This is a genomic window from Pradoshia sp. Z4_20, from assembly GCF_058216035.1.
Genome location: NZ_JBZAJD010000002.1, coordinates 462,788 through 484,456, shown reverse-complemented (window position 1 = coordinate 484,456; position 21,669 = coordinate 462,788). Strand labels below are relative to the sequence as shown.

Annotated in this window: 26 protein-coding genes; 21 read left to right on the top strand and 5 right to left on the bottom strand. The window is 37.3% G+C overall.

Going from position 1 to position 21,669, the window contains the following annotated elements; all coding sequences use genetic code 11:
* Nucleotides 1–71: 71 nt before the first annotated feature.
* Nucleotides 72–1,016 (bottom strand): COX15/CtaA family protein, encoded by a 945-nt coding sequence (locus AC4BHP_RS08325; RefSeq protein WP_066100791.1) that lies wholly within the window; start codon nucleotides 1,014–1,016, stop codon nucleotides 72–74.
* 510 nt (nucleotides 1,017–1,526) lie between these two features.
* Here AC4BHP_RS08325 and cyoE point away from each other — a divergent pair.
* The 8 genes from cyoE (at nucleotide 1,527) to AC4BHP_RS08285 (ending at nucleotide 8,770) form a co-directional block, all read left to right on the top strand.
* Nucleotides 1,527–2,489, top strand: coding sequence for a heme o synthase (gene cyoE, locus AC4BHP_RS08320; protein WP_175354215.1), 963 nt, complete (start codon nucleotides 1,527–1,529; stop codon nucleotides 2,487–2,489).
* A gap of 90 nt (nucleotides 2,490–2,579) precedes the next feature.
* Nucleotides 2,580–3,647, top strand: a complete 1,068-nt coding sequence (gene coxB, locus AC4BHP_RS08315) for a cytochrome c oxidase subunit II (RefSeq protein WP_490551855.1) — start codon at nucleotides 2,580–2,582, stop codon at nucleotides 3,645–3,647.
* Nucleotides 3,648–3,680: 33 nt separating this feature from the next.
* Nucleotides 3,681–5,561, top strand: coding sequence for a cytochrome c oxidase subunit I (gene ctaD, locus AC4BHP_RS08310; RefSeq protein ID WP_066100787.1), 1,881 nt, complete (start codon nucleotides 3,681–3,683; stop codon nucleotides 5,559–5,561).
* A complete protein-coding gene (locus AC4BHP_RS08305) occupies nucleotides 5,561–6,193 on the top strand; it encodes a cytochrome (ubi)quinol oxidase subunit III (protein ID WP_066100784.1) in 633 nt (210 codons plus the stop codon). The genes ctaD and AC4BHP_RS08305 overlap by 1 nt, the downstream gene beginning before the upstream one ends.
* A gap of 6 nt (nucleotides 6,194–6,199) precedes the next feature.
* Nucleotides 6,200–6,532 carry a cytochrome c oxidase subunit IVB gene (gene ctaF / locus AC4BHP_RS08300; RefSeq protein ID WP_066100781.1) on the top strand — a complete coding sequence of 111 codons (333 nt, stop codon included), beginning with the start codon at nucleotides 6,200–6,202 and terminating at the stop codon, nucleotides 6,530–6,532.
* A 122-nt stretch (nucleotides 6,533–6,654) separates the two neighbouring features.
* Nucleotides 6,655–7,536, top strand: coding sequence for a cytochrome c oxidase assembly factor CtaG (gene ctaG / locus AC4BHP_RS08295; protein WP_490551854.1), 882 nt, complete (start codon nucleotides 6,655–6,657; stop codon nucleotides 7,534–7,536).
* A gap of 108 nt (nucleotides 7,537–7,644) precedes the next feature.
* Nucleotides 7,645–8,112, top strand: a complete 468-nt coding sequence (locus AC4BHP_RS08290; protein WP_066100775.1) for a DUF420 domain-containing protein — start codon at nucleotides 7,645–7,647, stop codon at nucleotides 8,110–8,112.
* A gap of 160 nt (nucleotides 8,113–8,272) precedes the next feature.
* Nucleotides 8,273–8,770 carry a hypothetical protein gene (locus tag AC4BHP_RS08285; RefSeq protein ID WP_490551853.1) on the top strand — a complete coding sequence of 166 codons (498 nt, stop codon included), beginning with the start codon at nucleotides 8,273–8,275 and terminating at the stop codon, nucleotides 8,768–8,770.
* Nucleotides 8,771–8,813: 43 nt separating this feature from the next.
* On the opposite strand, the gene AC4BHP_RS08280 is transcribed toward AC4BHP_RS08285, so the two are convergent.
* A complete protein-coding gene (locus tag AC4BHP_RS08280) occupies nucleotides 8,814–9,179 on the bottom strand; it encodes a YugN family protein (protein ID WP_066100769.1) in 366 nt (121 codons plus the stop codon).
* A gap of 272 nt (nucleotides 9,180–9,451) precedes the next feature.
* Between AC4BHP_RS08280 and AC4BHP_RS08275 the strand changes: the two genes are divergently transcribed.
* The 5 genes from AC4BHP_RS08275 to AC4BHP_RS08255 all read left to right on the top strand — a co-directional run bounded on the left by AC4BHP_RS08275 (nucleotide 9,452) and on the right by AC4BHP_RS08255 (nucleotide 12,607).
* Nucleotides 9,452–10,516 (top strand): CAP domain-containing protein, encoded by a 1,065-nt coding sequence (locus AC4BHP_RS08275; RefSeq protein ID WP_139063788.1) that lies wholly within the window; start codon nucleotides 9,452–9,454, stop codon nucleotides 10,514–10,516.
* Between the two features lie 177 nt (nucleotides 10,517–10,693).
* Nucleotides 10,694–11,095, top strand: coding sequence for a spore coat protein YlbD (ylbD, locus tag AC4BHP_RS08270; RefSeq protein WP_490551852.1), 402 nt, complete (start codon nucleotides 10,694–10,696; stop codon nucleotides 11,093–11,095).
* A gap of 18 nt (nucleotides 11,096–11,113) precedes the next feature.
* Nucleotides 11,114–11,353 (top strand): YlbE-like family protein, encoded by a 240-nt coding sequence (locus AC4BHP_RS08265; RefSeq protein WP_490551851.1) that lies wholly within the window; start codon nucleotides 11,114–11,116, stop codon nucleotides 11,351–11,353.
* 195 nt (nucleotides 11,354–11,548) lie between these two features.
* Nucleotides 11,549–11,986, top strand: a complete 438-nt coding sequence (locus AC4BHP_RS08260; RefSeq protein ID WP_066100761.1) for a YlbF/YmcA family competence regulator — start codon at nucleotides 11,549–11,551, stop codon at nucleotides 11,984–11,986.
* A gap of 348 nt (nucleotides 11,987–12,334) precedes the next feature.
* Complete coding sequence (locus AC4BHP_RS08255; protein WP_066100758.1) at nucleotides 12,335–12,607, top strand: YlbG family protein; 273 nt, start codon at nucleotides 12,335–12,337, stop codon at nucleotides 12,605–12,607.
* Between the two features lie 33 nt (nucleotides 12,608–12,640).
* Here the strand turns inward: AC4BHP_RS08255 and AC4BHP_RS08250 are convergent, their stop codons facing one another.
* Nucleotides 12,641–13,030, bottom strand: a complete 390-nt coding sequence (locus tag AC4BHP_RS08250; protein WP_066100755.1) for a DUF7147 family protein — start codon at nucleotides 13,028–13,030, stop codon at nucleotides 12,641–12,643.
* 477 nt (nucleotides 13,031–13,507) lie between these two features.
* Between AC4BHP_RS08250 and rsmD the strand changes: the two genes are divergently transcribed.
* Both rsmD and coaD read left to right on the top strand, forming a co-directional pair.
* Nucleotides 13,508–14,059 (top strand): 16S rRNA (guanine(966)-N(2))-methyltransferase RsmD, encoded by a 552-nt coding sequence (gene rsmD / locus AC4BHP_RS08245; RefSeq protein WP_490551850.1) that lies wholly within the window; start codon nucleotides 13,508–13,510, stop codon nucleotides 14,057–14,059.
* 26 nt (nucleotides 14,060–14,085) lie between these two features.
* A complete protein-coding gene (gene coaD / locus AC4BHP_RS08240) occupies nucleotides 14,086–14,568 on the top strand; it encodes a pantetheine-phosphate adenylyltransferase (RefSeq protein ID WP_066100752.1) in 483 nt (160 codons plus the stop codon).
* Between the two features lie 63 nt (nucleotides 14,569–14,631).
* On the opposite strand, the gene ylbJ is transcribed toward coaD, so the two are convergent.
* A complete protein-coding gene (gene ylbJ / locus AC4BHP_RS08235; protein WP_066100751.1) occupies nucleotides 14,632–15,861 on the bottom strand; it encodes a sporulation integral membrane protein YlbJ in 1,230 nt (409 codons plus the stop codon).
* A gap of 200 nt (nucleotides 15,862–16,061) precedes the next feature.
* On the opposite strand from ylbJ, the gene AC4BHP_RS08230 reads away from it, so the two are divergent.
* Together AC4BHP_RS08230 and AC4BHP_RS08225 are read left to right on the top strand one after the other, a co-directional pair.
* On the top strand, nucleotides 16,062–16,853 hold the full coding sequence (locus AC4BHP_RS08230) for a patatin-like phospholipase family protein (protein WP_148629536.1): 792 nt from the start codon (nucleotides 16,062–16,064) through the stop codon (nucleotides 16,851–16,853).
* Entirely contained in the window at nucleotides 16,843–17,862 is a 1,020-nt protein-coding gene (locus AC4BHP_RS08225; protein WP_066100745.1) for a SepM family pheromone-processing serine protease, read from the top strand. The genes AC4BHP_RS08230 and AC4BHP_RS08225 overlap by 11 nt, the downstream gene beginning before the upstream one ends.
* Before the next feature lie 60 nt (nucleotides 17,863–17,922).
* Here AC4BHP_RS08225 and AC4BHP_RS08220 read toward each other — a convergent pair whose 3' ends face one another.
* Nucleotides 17,923–19,134: a nucleotidyltransferase gene (locus AC4BHP_RS08220; protein ID WP_148629537.1), complete on the bottom strand. Its 1,212-nt coding sequence runs from the start codon at nucleotides 19,132–19,134 to the stop codon at nucleotides 17,923–17,925.
* Between the two features lie 242 nt (nucleotides 19,135–19,376).
* Here AC4BHP_RS08220 and AC4BHP_RS08215 point away from each other — a divergent pair, with 242 nt between their 5' ends.
* The 4 genes from AC4BHP_RS08215 (at nucleotide 19,377) to AC4BHP_RS08200 (ending at nucleotide 21,607) form a co-directional block, all read left to right on the top strand.
* A complete protein-coding gene (locus tag AC4BHP_RS08215) occupies nucleotides 19,377–19,910 on the top strand; it encodes a YceD family protein (RefSeq protein ID WP_066100738.1) in 534 nt (177 codons plus the stop codon).
* 52 nt (nucleotides 19,911–19,962) lie between these two features.
* A complete protein-coding gene (gene rpmF, locus AC4BHP_RS08210) occupies nucleotides 19,963–20,136 on the top strand; it encodes a 50S ribosomal protein L32 (protein WP_066100735.1) in 174 nt (57 codons plus the stop codon).
* A gap of 59 nt (nucleotides 20,137–20,195) precedes the next feature.
* Nucleotides 20,196–20,954, top strand: a complete 759-nt coding sequence (locus AC4BHP_RS08205; RefSeq protein ID WP_140461233.1) for an enoyl-CoA hydratase/isomerase family protein — start codon at nucleotides 20,196–20,198, stop codon at nucleotides 20,952–20,954.
* Nucleotides 20,955–21,052: 98 nt separating this feature from the next.
* Nucleotides 21,053–21,607, top strand: coding sequence for an RsfA family transcriptional regulator (locus AC4BHP_RS08200; RefSeq protein ID WP_490551849.1), 555 nt, complete (start codon nucleotides 21,053–21,055; stop codon nucleotides 21,605–21,607).
* The last annotated feature ends 62 nt before the right edge of the window (nucleotides 21,608–21,669 follow it).

The following is a 21,669-nucleotide window of genomic DNA, read 5'->3' as shown; positions in this document are numbered from 1 at the left end:
CCTTTTTATGTATTGGATTTTTTCCCTAGTTTGTATAATATGATGCAAAAGGATGATTTTATACATTCTAATCAGCTTGTTTTCCTAACAGACGGATTCGAGGCTTCTGCAGCTTTGCTTTTCCGTGATCTCGTTACAAGAAGGATAAAATAGGAAAAAACTCCAAATAAACAAGAAATCAATATGGCGTGTAAGAGGGCTACATACAGGTTTAAACGGGTATAAATGATAAAAGCACCTGCTATAACCTGTAAACTGACAAGAATAAGGGAGAGCGTCCATCCCCAGTATAAAACTTTTATATGGCGATAATTGCGCCAAGTATAGACGAAAATATATAAAATCCAGATAAAGATGAGGCCTGCAGCAGCGCGATGCCCCATTTGAATAAACTGATACATATTATGAGGGACTATAGTACCATCATTAAAACAAAGGGGCCACTCAGGACAGACGAGACTTGCTTCTGCGTGACGTACCAGCGCACCGGTATAGATTACAATATAGGAATAAATAAATAGAGCGATAATGTGAATGGACATTTTCCTCGGGATTATCAGCTTTTCCGCATCGAACTTTTTATCAACTTCAAAAATCAGTAGAGTTAAAAGTAGAACGGCGGCAAAAGAGATGAGTGATATCCCAAAATGCAAAGCCAGCACGAAATCAGAATGACTCCAAACGACGGCGGCAGCTCCCAGCAATGCTTGAATGATTAGAAATGCAATAGATAGGAGAGCAAGAAATTTGGTTTCTCTAATATGTCCAATGGCTTTCCATGACCAGATCGCTAATCCAACTACCATGAAGGATCCAAGGCCGGTAAAAAGACGGTGTGCGAATTCAATTAGTAGTGCGGGCGTGATATCCGTGGGAATCAATTCTCCGTTGCAAAGCGGCCAGGAGCGTCCACATCCTAAACCAGAATCTGTTTTTGTGACGAGCGCACCGCCGATTAAGATTACAAGCATGACAAAGGATGTCATAACGGCAAACCATTTCAAAGATTTTTGCATGTAAATCTAACACCTGCTTTGTTTTTATAAAATAGTAAGCTTAAACATTTGTTTCCTAATAACTGGAACCGTATAATGAGGTAAATATTACAAAGTTTGATAATCATTACTAACATATCATAAATAATTTTTACAATAATTACAAAGAAAAGTTTCTAAATAGTCAAAGAAATTATTTATTTAGTGATAATTGAAAATTCATGTAATTGTTTATAGTTGAAACTTAAAGAAGAGTTTGTTAGAAATAGAGAGGGGATTTAATTGGTTAAATAAGGTTTTCATACTTTCAATGTTACAAAAATATATTTACAGGATAAAATTACCACTATATAATGATTAGGTCACACTTATGACAAAAAATGGACAAATTATTTTCACAATAGAAGTGTAATCTGTGTTTAAATATATATTAGGCAAATTTTTCTATATAAATATCACTGTTATAATTTGTGAATATATCGCTTGAAACTAAAAGTTTGGAAATCTACTATTCAGATAGGAGGTAACAGCATGAAACCTAAACCGGCATCGCAGACCTCGTATGAAAACCAGAAGGGACTAGACGTGGAGAAGGATATGAACAGTACAGCATTTAAGGACTTTTTGGTATTAGTAAAGGTAGGCATCGTCAATTCAAATTTAATCACTGTTTTTGCAGGTATCTGGCTCGGTCTTTATTTTACTGACCAGAGTTTCCTTGGGAATCTTGATCTCGTTCTATATGGTGTTATAGGGTCAGCACTGATCATAGCTGGCGCTGGCAGCTTAAACAATTACATAGACCGGGATATCGACGTGTTTATGTCTCGTACAAAGAAGCGTCCGACAGTTACTGGGAAGGTGAACCCTATAAAAGTGTTGTATATGGGCCTGGCACTGGTGGTAACTGGATTATTGATTCTATTAATGGCTACTCCAATGGCAGCTTTTATGGGGTTACTTGGGGTATTGGCCTATGTATTGCTGTATACAATGTGGTCAAAAAGACGGTTTGTCTCAAATACTGTTATCGGCAGTTTTTCTGGTGCTATACCGCCACTAATTGGGTGGGCCGCCGTTGACCCAGGATTACATCCGATTGCCTGGGGATTATTTCTATTAATGTTTGTGTGGCAGCCTCCACATTTCTACGCATTGGCTATGAAGCGGACGGAGGAATACAGAGCGGCTGGAATTCCTATGCTGCCTGTAGTAAAAGGATTTAAAGAAACTAAGATTCATATGCTTATATGGGTAGCTTTATTGTTTCCAATTCCATTTATACTGAAACCAATCGGGGTTTCTTTTGTAGTTTTGGCAACAATTTTAAATATAGGTTGGCTTATATTAACTTTAAAGGGATTCTCATTAAAAAAGGAGTTTTCCAAAGAAGAAGATTTAAAGTGGGCCAATAAGATGTTCATTTATTCATTAAACTATATGACTATTTCTTTTGTGGCAATGGTCATTGTTTCTTTAATTAATCGTTTTTAACATTGGGGGTTCTTTCTTAAAGAAATTCAATATATAAGATGTTCCTTTGGAAAGAAGAAATTTTTTACGAAAGAGGGGTAATTATTTGCTATGAAAAAATGGCGCATTGCATCCTTAATTGCTGTTTTGATGCTAATACTTTCGGGTTGTGGAAAGCCGTATCTATCAGCATTGGATCCAGCAGGTGAGGTAGCGAAGAAACAGTATGATTTAATGATACTCAGTACTGCCATTATGGTATTGGTAATCATTGTTGTTGTTATTCTTTTTGTACTTGCAATTTTAAAATTTCGTCGTAAAAAGGGAGATAATACAATCCCTAAGCAAATTGAGGGTAACCACAAATTAGAAATACTTTGGACGGTTATCCCGATTGTTTTATTAATCATCCTTGCAGTTCCAACGATTTATTATACATTTGATTTTGCAGATGTATCTGCCAAGGATGAAAAGGATAAGGATGGGAATCCTACAGCCTTAACTGTAAATGTAAGGGCTAATTATTACTGGTGGGAGTTTGAATATCCTGGCGAAGGTATCATGACAGGGCAAGAACTTGTTGTTCCAACTGATGAAAAGGTTTACTTTAATTTAACAGCGTCAGATGTAAAGCATTCCTTCTGGATTCCTTCAGCTGGGGGTAAGCTTGATACGAACACAGAGGGAGAAAATAGCTTCTGGCTTGAGTTTGATGATGGAAAAAGTGAAGAAGCCGGCAGGATTTTTTATGGAAAATGTGCTGAATTATGTGGGGCTTCCCATGCATTAATGGATTTCAAAGTGAAAGCTTTGCCAAGGGATGAATTTGACCAATGGGTAGCCAGCATGAAAGAAACAAAGCACACGGAAGTAAAACTTACTGATGCAACAGCAAGTGAAGGCCAGGAAATTTTCAATAAAAGCTGTATCGGATGTCATGCGATCGATTCCAATGATCAGCGACCGGAGCAGGCTCGATTAGCACCTAATCTATCAAATTTTGCTGATCGTGAAGTAGTAGCGGGTTATTTGGAAAATAATGAAGAAAATGTGAAGAAGTGGCTTAAGAATCCGGAGTCAGTTAAAGAAGGAAACAAAATGACTGACACTTACGGAGAGCTTTCTGATTCACAAATCGATGCGCTTACTAAGTACCTGGAAACCTTATCGCAAAAATAAGAGTTTGCTAGTTTTCAAAGGGGAGGTTAAAACGTGAGTACTATTGCTCAAAAAAAGGGGTTTCTTAGTGTCATTTGGGATTATTTAACGACTGTTGACCATAAGAAAATTGCCAAGCTCTATATCTTTGCAGGTGGATTTTTCTTCTTGCTGGGTGGGCTTGAGGCAATGTTTATAAGAATTCAGCTTGTAAAGCCAGAAAATGATTTTATCAGTGGTGGAATGTTTAACCAAATTATTACCATGCATGGAACAACCATGATTTTCCTTGCCGCCATGCCTTTATTGCTTGGATTTATGAATGCGATTATGCCGCTGCAAATCGGGGCAAGAGACGTAGCATTTCCATTTTTAAATTCATTAGGTTTTTGGTTGTTTTTCTTTGGAGGAGTCTTTTTAAACTTATCCTGGTTTATGGGCGGAGCGCCTGATGCCGGATGGACATCTTATGCAACTCTATCATTGGCTTCTGAAGGTCACGGTATAGATTTTTACATACTTGGACTTCAGATATCAGGTATGGGCTCGTTAATAGGGGGAATTAACTTCCTGGCCACAATTATTAATATGAGAGCACCTGGAATGACGTTTATGCGTATGCCGCTTTTCACGTGGACAACATTTGTGGCATCTGCCTTAATTCTATTTGCTTTCCCGCCGCTTACAGTTGGTTTGACACTAATGATGTTTGACCGTATGTTTGGTTCCAGTTTCTTTGTAACGGCTTTGGGTGGAAATACAATTATTTGGGAACATTTATTCTGGATCTTTGGACATCCGGAAGTATATATTTTGGTTCTTCCGGCATTCGGAATATTCTCTGAAATTATTCCAACATTCTCGAGAAAGAGATTATTTGGATACTCATCTATGGTCTTTGCAACCATTTTAATCGGTTTCCTAGGATTCATGGTATGGGCTCACCATATGTTTACGGTTGGTCTTGGGCCAGTCGCAAATGCGATATTCGCAGTAGCAACAATGGCGATAGCTGTTCCGACTGGTATAAAGATCTTCAACTGGATTTTCACGATGTGGGGTGGTCAGATTACGTTTACGACCCCTATGTTATACGCCGTTGCATTTATTCCATCTTTTGTAATGGGTGGAGTAACGGGAATTATGAATGCTGCAGCTCCGGCTGACTATCAGTATCATGATAGCTATTTCGTTGTTGCCCATTTCCACTATGTTATCGTCGGTGGAGTAGTTCTGGCCTTGTTGGCAGGTACACATTTTTACTGGCCAAAAATATTCGGTACAGTATTGAATGAATTCATGGGTAAAATCACATTCTGGTTATTCCTAATCGGATTCCATTTAACATTCTTTGTTCAACATTTCCTTGGATTAATGGGAATGCCTAGACGTGTTTTCACTTATTTGGACGGACAGGGATGGGATAATGGCAACTTAATATCTACTGTCGGTGCATTCATGATGGCTGTAGCAGTCATTATATTATTGGTTAATATCGTAGTTACTTCAGTTAAAAATGTTAAAGTCGGTAATGACCCATGGCAAGATGGACGTACACTTGAGTGGGCAATTTCTTCACCGGCTCCTGAATACAACTTTGAAAGATTACCATTAGTAAGAGGATATGATGCATGGTGGCTTGAAAAAATGGAAGGTAGAAATGCGATGACACCGGCTGAACCTCTTGGTGATATCCATATGCCTAACAATTCAATTCTTCCTGTTATTATTTCTTTTGGATTGTTTGTTGCTGCATTTGGAGCACTTTATAATGCAACGGATAAAGAATGGACAGTCCCGGTAATGGTGATTGGTTTGTTGATTACCTTTATAGCTATGCTCATCCGTTCCGTTAAAGATGATCATGGGTATCATATCCATAAAGAAGATTTGGTATCTTCTAATGCTAAAAGTGATAAGGGGGTTGAGGTGTAATGAATGCAGGGCAAAAATTCACACCAGAAACATGGCCATCTCACCCTGAGAAACATACAGATGACGGAAAGCATAAATTTTTAGGTTTTTGGCTTTTCCTCGCTGCAGAGACAGTGCTTTTTGCTTCATTATTTGCAACATACTTAGCTCTGAAAGATAGTGTACCGCCTAATAAGGAAATGACTCTAGCCAAAGATTTATTTGATATGCCGCTGGCGTTTATTGCTACTATGCTGCTGTTAACCAGCTCATTAACAAGTGTTTATGCGATGTATCATATGAGAAACTACGATTTTAAACAAATGCAGTTTTGGCTGTTAATCACTGTTTTATTAGGGGCTGCTTTCCTGGGCTTAGAAATCTATGAATTTAATCATTATGTGCATGAATATCATCACACATTTACAGGTTCTGCATTTGGATCCGCCTTCTACACATTAGTCGGCTTCCATGGTGCCCATGTAACCTTTGGACTATTGTGGATTATTACGTTAATGCTCCGTAATTCGAAACGTGGCTTAAATCTGTATAATGCTCCGAAATTTTATGTTGCGAGCCTATACTGGCATTTTATCGACGTTGTATGGGTATTCATTTTTACAGTCGTTTACTTAATGGGAATGGTGGGGTGATGATAAATGGAAAATCAACCTAAAACACATCTTAGTAAAGAAGCTCTTAAATATAGACGTAAGAAAAATGCGGAAGATATGAAGATGCAGGTTATTACATTTATTATGATGATCTTTCTAACCTTAATTGCGTTCTTTGCAGTAGGTTATGATGGATTTTCCAAGTGGTTCGTTTTACCATTCATCTTGTTGCTTGCGGTAATCCAAGTCATTTTTCAGCTCTATTATTTCATGCATATGAATAAAGAAGGTCATGGAACGATGGCAGGATTTATGTATACCGGGTTACTGATCGGTGTGACTACTATCCTTGCATTTGTATTAATTGTGTGGATTTAAGATGGAATCGGCTTAACTTGTTAAGCCGATTTTTTTTAGAAACTAAAACTATATGATTTCTGGGTTATTTGATATTTTCTTGTGAATTTCTGGGCAGGAAAACTAATTATGAGGTGAGATAAATGGAATTAGATATATTTGGATTTAGGGCCCTATGGAGTCCTTACCTGTTCCTCGTGACACTATTGATCATAGCCTTCTATTTTTATATCACCTATTTTAAAGCAGGTGACCAATTTAAAAAGAAAGAAGCTGTATACTTCTCGATAGCTATGATTCTTTTATACATGATAAAGGGGTCGCCAATAGATTTATTGGGACATCTTTCTTTTACGGTTCATATGGTTCAAATGGCTTTTTTATTTTTAGTTATTCCACCATTTTTTCTATTGGGATTGCCGGATTGGTTACTAAAAAAGTTCGTATTTAAAAAATGGTTTTTAATGATTACACAACCATTAATAACATTGATTTTCTTTAATGGACTGTTTTCTTTTTACCATGTTCCGTCAATTTTTGATATCGTCAAAGTCAATATGTTGCTTCATGGGCTTTTCACAGTGGTATTGTTTATTTCCTCGCTGTTCATGTGGTGGCATCTAGTTAATAAAATCGAAGAAAGCCAGCGATTATCAGGATTAAAGAAAATTGGCTATATCTTTGCCAATGGTATATTAATTACACCGGCCTGTGCGCTTATCATCTTTTCTAAAGATCCCATGTATGCAACCTATGCAGATCCAGCTGTATGGATGGAGGCGATGAAATTGTGTGTTCCTGCCGGTACCTTATCCACTTTGGACTTAAGCAGTCCTCAAATGTTTATAAATATGCCGGCTGTTGAAGATCAGCAAACAGGCGGTGTAATTATGAAAATAATTCAAGAAATAGTATATGGAATTATCCTGGCTACAACTTTCTTCACTTGGTTTAAAGAAGATACCAAACATGCGGATGCAGAAACAAAACGTTTTATAGAGGCAAATCCGCATTTAGGGAACTAATTAATAATAGTGAAACTTTAGTGAATACTGTAAAATAATTTGAGTTTTCAAATTTAGTATTTTACAATTATAGAGTTAACAGAATAAGTAAAGTGAGGTTCCACCATTATGAGCAGTTCATTACCAGTCCTGCCTACGATCAGCACGGCTTGTATCGTAATCAGCGCAATCCTTGTAGGCTTTGGAGTATGGCAAGTAAAAAAAGGGAATATAAAGGTCCACGAAAAATTAATGTTTTGGGCAGCTGTTTTTGCAGTTGTGTTCTTCATTATTTATGCAAGCAGAACGTTATTTATAGGGAACACGGCATTTGGAGGACCTGAATCAATAAAAATTTACTATACAATCTTTTTAATCTCACATATTACATTGGCTACAATAGGAGCCGTAATGGGGATTATCAGTCTGTATTATGGTTTTAAAGGGAAGATTGAGAAACATCGAAAAATCGCTCCGCCTACAAGCGTCATTTGGATGGTGAACGCGGTTGCTGGTGTCACTGTATATTTATTGCTTTATGTAATATACGAAGGTGGTAAAACAACAAGTGTATTTAAAGCGATTATTGGTTCATAAAAAATAAAAGTTGCATAGGTAAAACGGGTCGTCTCATAGAATTAGAGATGACCTTTTTTCGTTTCTTTCTTTTACATGGCGGCTTAGGAATGGATTTTGTCAGGACTGGCTGATGTTTATCATAGGCTTTATTTAGAGGCAATTAATCGGAGGTGCGGTAATGAAACAAATTAGGACTAATCGCATTCTTATCTTTCCTTGTTCCATCTCATTGGCTAAGTCCCTTATTTTGTACCCGTATGATTTCAAAATGGTATCGCCGGTAATTGTTCCTGAATCTTTCCCATCTGATCGCGTAAAATGTATACTCCCTCTTTTAATAGAATTATATGAATTTGAAGGTGGGGATGTAGGTTGGTGGATCTGTTTTATTATTGATTTGCAAAGCCAAAAATTCATTGGAGAATTGGAGTTGGAGGGAGAAGGTGAAAAATTAACCTTTTCCTTAAGCTTTACAGATGCTCAGACAGAAAAAGAGTTTGTTTCTGAAGTTATGGAGGGTTTTTTCTATTATATTCATAAAATAGGGATTGCCCAAATGATCCAAACAGAAATAGCAGATAAACGTTTTTATTATAAGGAAACCTTAAAAAAGTATGGATTTAAAGCAGTGGGAGTGGAGGGGGATTATTGTTTAATGAGAAAAAAAATAAAATAAGCCTGCGGAGATCATACAATCTGCAGGCTTATTTAATAATCCTTTATTCCACTTCTACAAATATATCCAGTTCAGCTTTAACTGCCGCAAGAACTGTCTCGCATTGTTTTTGAAGAGATGTAGGAAAATGCTCTGTTTCACCATATTCAACACCATGTGGATAATAGTGTTTACCTAGGACTGGTGTCATGAGTTGGATAGTTGCCCGATGTGCACCTACGTCACCTTCAACCGCATAGCCAAAGACACGTAAATAAAAAGTGCCATCCCTTAATTCATATTTCTTATCGTAGGATACGCGTTCGTAATCCCATTGTTCGGCTCTGACTAAACCGTTTTCACTCATAACCTCATCTAGCCTGTTAAGGTTAACTTGGTATTTTTCAAGTCCTGTATTTTCAAATCTCATCTTATTTCCTCCTATCCCCTTTTAGAAAATGCTTTGTTCGGTATGAAACAAGTTTTGGAAATTCTCAATTTAATTTTAGTATTATTTTACCTTATCTGCAATAAATTGTTCTTTTATAGAGGCAGAAAGGTAAATTCGTTCATTTTGCTATCCAATATGTTTATATTATACTTATTTTTCATTGTTTACATTTAAGTGATAGGTTTGTTTGAATTCTAATGGTATAATAAAAAAATATAAAGTAAGAATGACAGGAGGGACCACCTCTGAAATTGGTCTTTAGGGTTTTCTTTAGTTTAATTTTAATCACCATCTTCGGCATCTATGTAACGGTTAAAGATGATGTCAAAGAAAATACAGCTATCATTGATCAAAATTCCGTTAATGAAAATACAATGGAAACTTCGGATAAGATTAAAGAATTAACAGATAACGAATCCAGACCTGAACAGGGTGTATCTAAATGGATTGGTAAAACCAGTAATCAGTTACTGGATGAATATGGGGAGCCAGACCGTATTGATCCTTCAGCTTATGGATATAACTGGTGGATCTATAATGATACATTAAGTAAGTATATACAATTTGGCGTAAACGAAAAAGATAAAAAAATTGTAACCCTATACAGTTCAGCAGAAGATATTAATTTATATCCATTCTTTATTGATCAAACAGTGGAGTCCTTGTATAAGGAATTGAATATGAATAGTTATATAGAACTGAATTGGAAAGGCACTGAATATCGTTTCGAGTTGTCGGAAGAAGATCTTCATTATCGCCCTCTAATAAAGTTTGGCGATATGTATGCTCAGGTTTATTTGGATAAAATTCTCGGTCAGGTATCAGGTGTGAGGTTTATGGATGCAAAGACATTGATTATGCATAAGCCATATGAGCTGACATACCGTGGAGAATTGGATGAACCTGAAGAGTTAACGGATGAAGAATGGAAGCTGGTTGAAGAAGGAAGTCAGCAGCAAATTCTTGATTTGACAAATATCATACGAACACGTTTTGACTTAGGTACCCTTGAATTTGATGAAAAAATTTCAGCTGTGGCATTTAAACATAGCGAAGACATGATGGTGAATGAGTATTTCGATCATGTATCACCCGATGATAAAGATGTTGGTGATCGTTTGAAGGAAGGCGGTGTTTCTTACTACTCAGCTGGCGAAAACATAGCTGCTCAGTATACAGATGCAATTGCGGCTGTTGAAGGATGGTTAAATAGTAAAGGGCACAGAGATATAATGTTAAATGAAGATTTTACTCGCCTTGGTGTGGGAGTATATAAAAGATACTATACTCAAAACTTTGTTGCGTTATCTGATTAAATGATACAAAAAAGAGCACTGAAGGAAAGTATTTCTCCTCAGTGCTCTTTTTTGTGTGTAAATATTATTTGTATAAAGGAAGTCTATGTGCGGAATTCTTTGGAAATATGCATCACTTTTCTATATATCGAAACATATACTACCCTAGGCGTATGTCATGTGGTGAGGTGAAATTAAATGGATGATTCCAAATTGCATCCTTCTGTCCAGGATTTTAAGCTTTTTCTTAAGAGTAATCCGAAAATCGTAAAAGATGTAAGAATGGGTAAGAAAACATGGCAGGAAATTTATGAAGATTGGTCTTTGCTGGGTGATCAGGATGAAGTGTGGAATGAATATAAAGAGGAAAAAAAGGAAAAGGATGAGACTGAAAAAACAGATAAGGGCGAGTTTATTTCGCAGCTTTTAAATCAACTTAAAAAAATGGACCCTGATCAAATTCAAAAACAAATTGGGAATTTTAGTCAGGTTTTAGGAGTGGTTCAGGGAGTCATCTCTCAATTTCAATCTTCCGGACAATCAGAAAGTGCACCACCTCCCGTCCAGAATAATCATCCTTTCAAATTTCGGCAAGATTAGCTAGGTAGGAGTGAGAGCTTGAGACAAGATATCTATGAATTAATTGAGGCAGATGAAGATTTACTGAGTTTTTTGAGGCAACAACCAATCTGGTACAGACGTTTGAGCAGAAATCCACAGGATTTTTCGAAATTTGATACTGAATCTAAGTACTTTTTTAAAAAAACGATTCCGGATCGTGTTCATCAGCTTTCAAACAGCGTTCAAATGGCTTCTATGATGGTTTCGATGTTTCAGTCAATGAATACTGGTGAATAACGGTTCCTAAAAAAAATGAGGACGTTCTGTAAGAGTAGATGAAGTAAGGGGTGTTTGGCAGCGAATTACTTCTTCTACTTACCAAAGTAATAGGGGACAAGCCATATATCATATCTTTTATAGGTGGATAATATTTCTAAGTTATAGCATCCTTGGATATTACATGGTATGATAAAGTTGGAGGTGAGTATTTTCATGCTTGCTACTATTGAAACGGTTGAAATCATTGACCATGCTGAACAATTGGCTAAAGATATAATGAACTCAGATATAGCTAAGCAATACTTTTTAAGTTTAACTCAGATGTATAAGGATAAAACGGCCCAGAAAAAAATTCAAGCGTTTAATTCTTTAAAGGACGCTTACGAAGAAGTACAGCGTTTCGGAAGATACCATCCGGATTATCGTACTGTCTCTAAAGCAATTCGTGAGGCTAAAAGAGAAATGGACCTTCATCCATCTGTTATTGAATATAAACAGGCTGAAACAAACTTACAGCAATTACTTGATGAAATTAGTATGCTGATTGGTCATTCAGTATCCCCTCATATAAAAGTCCCGACAGGAAATCCGTTTTTTGAATCATCCTGTAGCGGAGGCTGTGGCAGCGGAGGAAGCTGTGGATGTTCCTGATAGGAACGAGAAAAAAAGGCAATCCCAGAACAAATGGGGTTGCCTTTTGGTATATGGCCGAAATTAGATTTTGTAGCAACTAATACAAACGTTGAGGTTGTATGATAAACCTATCCGATTCTCCATAGGAAAGTGGGATCGATATCTTTTCTATTATGCAGTTTCATTTAAAGTACTCCTATCATTTTTGATATAAACTCTGATAGTGCAGACCTATCCAAGGAGATAATCGAGTTAGTTGCAATCTCTAGATTTATTCACTAATTCTGCATAGCATTTCTAAATATTGATACATCTTTTAGTAATATGGTACACTAAATATAAATTGCATCCTAAAGGGGTATGTATATGTTTGTAGAAAGGCAAAGCCTGATTGTTTGGCTGCATAGTCTAAAACAAGTGAAAACTCTGCGTAAAACAGGCAATCTGCATTATGTTTCCCGCAAATTAAAATATGCCGTATTATATGTAAATATGGACGAAATAGAAGCAGTTTCAGAAAAATTATCTTCCTATGCTTTTGTCAAAAAAGTTGAATTTTCTCAAAAACCTTTTATTAAAACTGAATTTGAGAGTAAAAAGCATGAAAAAGAAAAGGAAGAATATAGAATAGGCATTTAAAGAAAACCGGATCCTAATGGGTCCGGTTTTTCTTTATTGCCATGGGGGTAAAAAACGGTTCATGCGCAGGATACCTATTAAATACTGATAATAAAGGTCAGGGTCAGCAAAAGTAGATGAATGCCTAACTTCCAACGATATAATTTCTTTACCTTGCTCCTTGGCTGCTTGGTCAAAAAGTTCATAACGCTTGCTTGGCTTATTAACTAAAACAGGTATTCCTTCTCTGCAAATATAAAGTGGGATGAAGTCGCCATAGCTTGATTTTTTCATAACCAATACAAACGACATGACTTTGCCGCTAGGTCCCTCTGACTGTAAGCATAAAAAATAATTGATTCGATATTGATTAGCCTTTGCTAATTCCAATAGCTCATAAAGGTCAGAATATCCGGGGCCTAGTTCTATAAAACGTTGATTCATTCTTGTTTTTCCTCCTGTAAATCGGATATTGATAAGTGTATCATAATCCGGTCTAGTTCATCAGGAATATAAATGTATCCCAATAAAGTGTTCGAATCAACTGTTCTATTAATCAAATTAGTTATTTTTGAAACTGTCCACCTTGTTCACTGTGGAAAAAATGGGTGTCGGTTGATCTGTAGTTAATTCACCTAAAAGAAAAGCCCTGGCACACATAGGCGCCAGGGCTTCCTTCTACGCGCTTTTACAAACGCAGAAGGCAAAGGGAGAGGAGAAACCGGAGGAAGAACTTATGGGGAAACGTAAGTCTTCTCCGCGGTTGGCAACAACACCTCTGAAGATGTTGTTGTTAGTAGTATGACCAAATCAACCTGAACTATTCACTGATCGCAGAAATTTGATTTCTATTTGTGAAATCAAGATTTTGTGGTAGGATATTTTAGAAAGTTGAATACATATGAAATTTGGTGACAGATTATGCGAGTCATTTCAGGTACTTGTAAAGGAAGGCCATTAAAGGCTGTTCCAGGCATGACAACCCGGCCAACAACGGACAAAGTAAAAGAATCTTTATTTAATATTGTAGGACCATATTTTGAAGGTGGAGCGGTTCTGGATTTATTTTCAGGAAGCGGATCCCTTGGGCTTGAAGCCTTGAGCAGAGGAATGGAAAAAGGAGTTTTTGTTGATAAGGACTCAAAAGCTATTCAAATTATTAAAACGAATATCAGTTCATGTAAATTCGAAAGTCAATCCGAGGTACATAGGAGTGATGCTTTAAGATCATTAAAAGCTCTTGGAAAGAGAAAAGCTCAATTTGACCTCATTCTTATGGATCCTCCCTATAAAATAGCTAATATGATACCTGTTCTTATTGAAGAAATCGAAAGTGCTGAATTATTGGCAGAAGACGGTATGATAATATGCGAACATGGAGAAGAATTAACGTTGCCTGAAAAGATTGGTAATTTTACTAAGTTCCGTGTTGAAAAGTATGGCATTACGGCTGTGTCCTTTTTTGAGCGTTAAATATTTATAGAAATGGGGGGAGAATAGTGAAGAAAATAGCTGTATGTCCTGGAAGTTTTGATCCTATAACATATGGACATCTTGATATTATTCAAAGAGGAGCAAACATATTTGACGAAATATATGTCGGTGTCCTTCATAATTCTGCTAAAAAATCTCTATTTACTGTGGAGGAGAGAGTGCAAATCATTGAAGAAGCAACTGCCCATATACCAAATGTGAAAGTGGATAGCTTTCAGGGGTTGCTCGTGGATTATGCTAAGGCAAGAAATGCAAATGCAGTCATCCGAGGGTTGAGAGCCGTTTCTGACTTCGAGTATGAGATGCAAATCACCTCTATGAATCGCTTATTAAACGATCAAATTGAAACATTCTTTATCATGACAAATAATCAATATTCTTTTTTGAGCTCATCGATCGTAAAAGAAGTAGCGAAGTACGGTGGAGATGTTTCAGAGCTTGTTCCTGAATGTGTACAAAAACGGCTGAGAATAAAGATGTCTGAATAAAATGTACTCATTTATATTGCTGTTAAAAAGAAGCCAATCCTACTTAAATTAGGGATTGGCTTTTTATATGGATTTCCTATACTGTATGTATAATAAAAGGGTGTAGCCAGCCAAAGAAAGAATAGTAATCAATGCACCGTAATTAAGGAAGAAACTGAAGATAGTGCTGGATAATCCCTGCGTTTCCATTGAAAAAACAAATTCGGTGATTGATGTATTTTCAGAAGTGGATAACCGCAGATATACGGGTTTCCACAAAATCAATGTAAGTATCGCAGCAAAAAATGTATGGATGAGGCGTGCAAGAAAGAATGGTTTAAAGCGTATATCCGTTTCGGCTAAGATGCTGGCAACTTGAGCTTGTATACTGAATCCTCCAAATGCGAGTAAAGCACTGACTATGATTGCTTGTGTCAATAGTGTTGCACCGCCAGCTTGGCTTGTTAATTGCGATCCCAACGTGATTTCAAATAACCCCGAAATAAAAGGGATGCTTAAAGTAGATGGCAGATGAAGCGTGTGGAACAGGCTGCTGAAAATGGATGCAAAGAAGCTGGTAATATGTAAGTGAAACAATAGCTTGTTGATCACGGAAAAAATAATGATAAATCCTCCAATCATCAAAAGGGTTTGTATGGAGGAATTAACTGCGTCTCCTAATATTTTTCCAAATGGCCGCTGGTCATTTAGACGGGTACGGTGCATACTTTTTAAAGCTGTCATGATTGGGAAAATACTTGTATCTTTTTTACTGCGGTTAAGATTTTTTTTCTCTTCATTTCTCCCGTAAAACCTCATTACTAAACCGACGAAAATATTCGCTGCATAATGAGTTAATCCTAAAAGTATTCCAAGTTTAGCATTATTAAAAAAACCGATAGATACAGCACCGAAAATAAATAATGGATTCGATGAGCTGGTAAACGACACTAACCGTTCAGCTTCTATTCTGGATAGCTGACCTTCATCTCTCAGCCTAGCTGTTAGTTTTGCTCCAGAAGGATTACCGGATGCAAGTCCCATTGCCCATACAAATCCTCCTACTCCTGGTACCTTAAACAATGGACGCATTAGTGGCTCTAAAAAGACACCCAGTAGTTTTACGACACCAAATGCAATCAACATTTCTGCAATAATTAAAAAAGGCAATAAGGAAGGAAAGACAATTTCAAGCCATATATTCAACCCTCGAACAGAGGCTTCGAAGGCTTCCTGTGGCATCAAGATCAATGCAGCTGCCATAATAACTGCAATTAACGCAAAAAGCATTGATTTTAAGATTGATTTATCCAATTTATATCCCTTCCCTTATTAAATTTAAGCGTGGTAAATAATCTGGTGCTAAAATATATTTAGTAAAATCAAAAGAAGTTTTGTATATAGCTGGGTTGTCCCCAATAACAAAATATACTCAAAGTAAAATAATTTAGAACTAAGACTCCTATTAAGGGAACATGCCTTAAATCAGTACGGATAAAGGAGAGTCAAAAGAAATGGAACCTAAAATTGGATTAGCGCTTGGCTCTGGTGGTGCAAGGGGATTTGCACATATTGGTTTATTAAAAGTGCTAAATAGTGAAGGTATAAATATCGACTATATAGCCGGGAGCAGTATGGGAGCTTTAATAGGCAGTTTTTATGCAAGTGGATCAGATTTAGAACTGCTGCAAAAAGTTTCGTTGCAATTTAAAAGAAAATACTTTATGGATCTGACTGTACCGAGATTAGGTTTTGTAGCCGGGAAAAAGATTGAGGAATACATTCGATTATTTACAAAAAATCAAAATATAGAGGATCTTTCAATTCCATTGGCTATAGTGGCAACGGATATAGAAAAAGGAGAGAGAGTTATTTTTACGGAAGGTCCGGTTTATGAAGCGGTAAGAGCTAGTATATCGATACCCGGCATTTTTGTGCCTAAACGGATCAATGGGAAATTACTTGTAGATGGAGGATTAATGGATCGGGTCCCTGTCTCGGTTGTGAAAGAAATGGGAGCGGATATTGTGATTGCAAGCGATGTCTCTGCAACAAGAGGAGATACGGATATTGAATCTATATACGATGTTATTTTTAAAAGTTTAGATATACTGCAAATGGAAATTGTCAAAATGAAAGGGATTAACGCTGACGTAATGATTCAGCCTGCTGTAGAATCATTTAGTTCATTGGCATTTACAAACATTCTTGAAATTATTATGATTGGGGAGCAAGAAGCAAGAAAAAAACTGCCGGAGATTAAAGAGGCCATACAGCATTGGAAGGAGAAAAAAGATGAAGCATAAGCGTAAACTTAATATAGGCAAAATTGGGGTTGCAGTTCTATTGCTGGCATTTCTGGCTGCATTTTATAAATTGCCTTATTATGTTTCCACCCCTGGGTCGGCGGAGACATTGGAGCAATTTGTAGAGGTTGAAAATGGAAGTGAAGCAGATGGCTCTTTTATGCTGACAACGATCCGAATGGGCAGAGCGAATATTTATACATATGCATGGGCTAAAATAGCAGATTATCATAGGATTTATGAACTGGAACAAATTAGAAGTCAGGATGAAACCGATGAAGAATATACGGTTAGACAATTGAAATTGATGGATGATTCCCAAACATCCGCTATCCTGAACGGGTATAAAAAAGCAGGCTATGAAGCCAAAGTAAAAGTAGAAGGCATATATGTGCTGCAGATTGCCAAGGGTAAACCTGCAGATGGAGTATTGAAACCTGGAGATCGAATTATTAAAGTCGATGGAAGTGAAATTGAGTCAAGTGAATTTTTCATAGACTATATCTCCTCGAAAAAAGCTGGGGACCAAGTGAAATTAGAAATAAAGCGTGATAATAAAAATATTGTTAAGACACTTCAATTGGAGATGCTAGAGGAAACTGGACGAGTTGGCGTTGGCATTACCTTGGTTGAAGATCGAAGTGTTGAAACAGACCGAGATATCGAGATAAACGCAGATAGCATTGGGGGGCCTTCTGCTGGGTTAATGTTTACATTGGAGATCTTTAATCAATTAACGGAAGAGGATTACACGAAAGGGAAGAAAATAGCAGGAACAGGTACCATTTCTGATGATGGAACAGTCGGTCCTATCGGTGGTGTTGATCAGAAAATTGTAGCAGCTGATCGTGCAGATGCGGAAGTGTTTTTTGCACCCAATCAACAAGGTGCTGAGGAATCGGATTATAAAATTGCTGTAAAAACAGCAGAAGAGATTGGAACAGATATGATTATTGTTCCTGTGGACACAGTTGATGATGCACTGGATTATTTAAAAAGCATGAAATAAGAGCTGCTTGATTTAAAGCAGAAGCCATTGATTCGTACGGTGAATCAATGGCTTCGTTTTTTAATCAGTTAATACAATGGGTGACATATATTCACGTTTTTGAGCTTTCATAGAAATAGCTGAGGGAAGAGCGGCAGCATGAACAATGGCAGCCCTCTTATCAATATTTATTAAAGGATTTTTACAGGCTGCTAAACGTGATACGATATGATTTCCCTTTTCTTTTTTTATGCTTTTTAAATATTGCTGCCCGGCAGCTGTAAATCCCAATACGCGAATATATGGCGGAGTCAGGTCTTTTGGCATTTCATCTCTTGTGAAATTTAACAGCGTATAGGTTAGTATTCTTTGTAGCCGAGTCCAGGTATAACGCTTTGTTTTAATTAATGACATAAAATCCATGAAATTACTGGCGCGTTCAGCGGCTTCAATTAATCGATTCTCTAAGCCCTCTTTCATTTCGTAAATTTGGGCAAGAGATTCTGCGGGCGTCGTGATTAATTTAACTTTTAAAAATGGCCAATACAACTCCCAATTATGCAAAGTGCGCTGCTCTGTTAGATATGCTTTTAGATGGGCAAATGTTGTATCCGGAACAAAGGAAGAGATAGCATCCAGTTTACCGCTTTCCATTAATTCTTTCCGTATACCAGTTGCACTTGCTATTGTACCTGGCATGAGAGTTGGATCGTGATATCCGGAACCTGTTCGTTTAATGGTTACTGGCTCGATGGATAATTTATGTTTTAAAATCGCGGATACATAGTGATATCCAAGGATATTATTAGGCTGGTCTAAAGAAAGCATAGAAGGATGACGCGCTTGTAGTTCCGAAAAGGCCAGAGAGGCAGCCTTGGGGTAGCTGTATCCCTCCTTGCTATAGTGCTGTATCCATTGATCGATTTCCTTAGAATTTTCCTGAATAATTGAGTATGTATGTATAAAAGGTTCTATTTCTCCTTGCTCGCTGCCAAAACAAACAGACTGACAGCCAACTTCCTCTAATAATAGGATAGATGCTTCGGAGAAATATTCAGCCTTTTGAACAGCATGAACAAATGGAAGTTCGATGATTAGATCAATACCAGCCTTTAAGGCCATGGAAGTCCTTGTCCATTTATCCACCAGGGCTGGTTCCCCCCGCTGAAGGAAATTTCCGCTCATCACGCCTATGGTCACATCAGCATTTGTAATAGCTTTGGCTTGTTGTAAATGATATAAATGTCCATTATGAAAAGGATTATATTCTACTACAAGTCCCAGGGCATTCATATTGTACACCTCCTGATAAATGGTTGTTTTTTTTATAGTATATGATGGAGGAATCAGGAAGCAAGCATTCCCTAAACTTGCACTTGATTAATTCTGTTTTCAAAATGAAACATTTCGGGTAAAATAAATAGATAAGCGCTTAAAATTTGCATAAGGGTATCACATATGGCTGTAAAGAAAAAACATTGACAAATGAATTTACCAAAGCTATAATTACCTTTGTTGCCTTGAGGTGATATAATATGAAATGGACAATTCCACAACTGCAAAAATTTCGCGACAATGGTTTTAATGTAGATGAGACAGCAGATCTTTCTGAACTGAAAAAGGCAGATCCGCAAATTCGTGATATTTCACCAATTCGTGTATTTGGGAAAGCTGACTTGAGTTCCAATCGAGTTACTTTTCATTTGAAAATATCTGGTACATTGACATTACCATGTTCAAGAACCTTAGTTGATGTCCCATTCCCAATCGATGTTCAAACAACAGAGACATACCTTTTTAATCAATATGAAGGTATGGAGACTGAGGATGGAGAATATCATGTGGCTGAGGGTGATGTAGTGGATCTTACGCCGGTAATCAAAGAAATAATTCTCACGGAGATTCCATTGCAGGTATTCTGTGATACGGATCATCCTGTAGGTGCTGCTCCGCTAGCTGGAGATGACTGGGAATTAATCTTAGAGGACCAACAAGTTAAAAAAGTTGACCCAAGACTGGCAAAGTTGGCCCATTTTTTTGACAACAATGATGATAACAGTGAAAAATGAAAGACTACATAAGTCTTCCATAGAACCATCGTTTTTTAAGGAGGTGTAAAACATGGCTGTACCTTTCAGAAGAACTTCGAAAACTAGAAAGAGATTGCGTCGTACGCATTTCAAACTTCAAGTCCCTGGTATGGTTGAATGCCCAAACTGCGGTGAAATGAAATTATCTCACCGTATCTGTAAAGCATGTGGAACATACAAAGGAAAAGAAGTTGTAAATAAATAATCAACTCGAGAGAACACAGGGAAACCTGTGTTCTTTTTTGTTTTTAAGGGGGATTCACGGTGAAAGAAGTGATTGTGGAGAAAAAAGAAGGATATTTGCTTGTTACGCTAAACCGGCCGCATGTTAGGAACGCCATAAATTTTGAGGTTATGGATTTATTGGAAGAGTCCATCGAACAAGTGAAAACGGATGGAAATTGTAAGGCCATGGTGATCACAGGAACTGGTAATGTTTTTTGTTCGGGTGGTGATTTAAAAGTCTTTCATCTTCTTGATAATCAAAAAGATGCTTACCAAATGTTATCGCGTATGGGAGAAATTTTATATAAAATAGCTACTTTGCCGAAGCCTGTTTTTGCTTTTTTAAATGGACCGGCTGTCGGCGGTGGATTGGAACTGGCTACAGCATGTGATTTTCGATATGTAAAAAAAGGATCTTTTATGGGCTTTATTCAAATTCAGCAGGGAATTACCACCGGTTGGGGCGGTGGAGCTCTTTTACTTGAGAGGGTGGCAGAATCCAAGGGACTGGAATGGCTGATGTCGGGGAGAAAATTTTCTGAAGAAGAGGCAAGCTTGTATGGATTTGCAAATGGCGTTGTGTCAAATATAGATGAGAAAACCATAGTAGGGATTATTGAGCCTATTATTAAAAATGATATTAATGCGTTGATGGCGTATAAAAGTATGACTATCCGCAAAAAGAAAGCATCTGATTTGTATAAACGGATGCAAGAAGAGATTAAACGATGTTCAGAGTTATGGGTATCACCATTCCATATGGAGACTGTGGAACGATTTCAGAAAAAGTCTCAATAAGAAGCCGATTATCATGTTAATAGAATCTTGTTTATTCTATCTTTCCTACCAGACGCATATGAATAAATATTATGAATGCTTATTGGGGGGAATAGTGGATGACAGGTTCGAGGCAGGATGGATGGTCGCAGGATGAGGATGTCTATTTGGCGGAGGTCGTATTACGCCATATCCGTGAGGGAAGCACGCAATTAAAAGCATTTGAAGAGGTTGGAAAAGGGTTGTCGAGAACTCCTGCTGCGTGTGGCTTTAGATGGAATTCTTATGTCCGTAAGCAATATTCGGAAGGGATAGAGCTGGCTAAAAAGGTACGTAAAGATCTTAAAAAATCGATAGGGACTGCGGAATTGGAGGTGGAGCAGCCGCAGCGTGGGGAACAAGAAATCTCGGTCGGAATAGTCGGGAATGCTGAGCTCAATCTTTCTCTAGATACAGTTATTGCCTATTTAACCAGCTTAAAGAGTAGGTTGGAAGAACGATCATTCCGCTCGCCTGAAGACTTACTGCTGGAGTACTCAGAGTTAAAAAAGCATGCAGATTATTTAGTTCAAGAGAGAGATACAGTAGAAATACGATTTAAGCAGATGGAGAAGGATTACCGTGGATTGCTTGATTTACTGAATCGGGCACGTCAATTATCGGAGGAAAAATGATGATTGCTACAGGAGCATGCCTTTGTAAAAGGTGTGCTTCTATTAATGTTTGATGAAAAGAA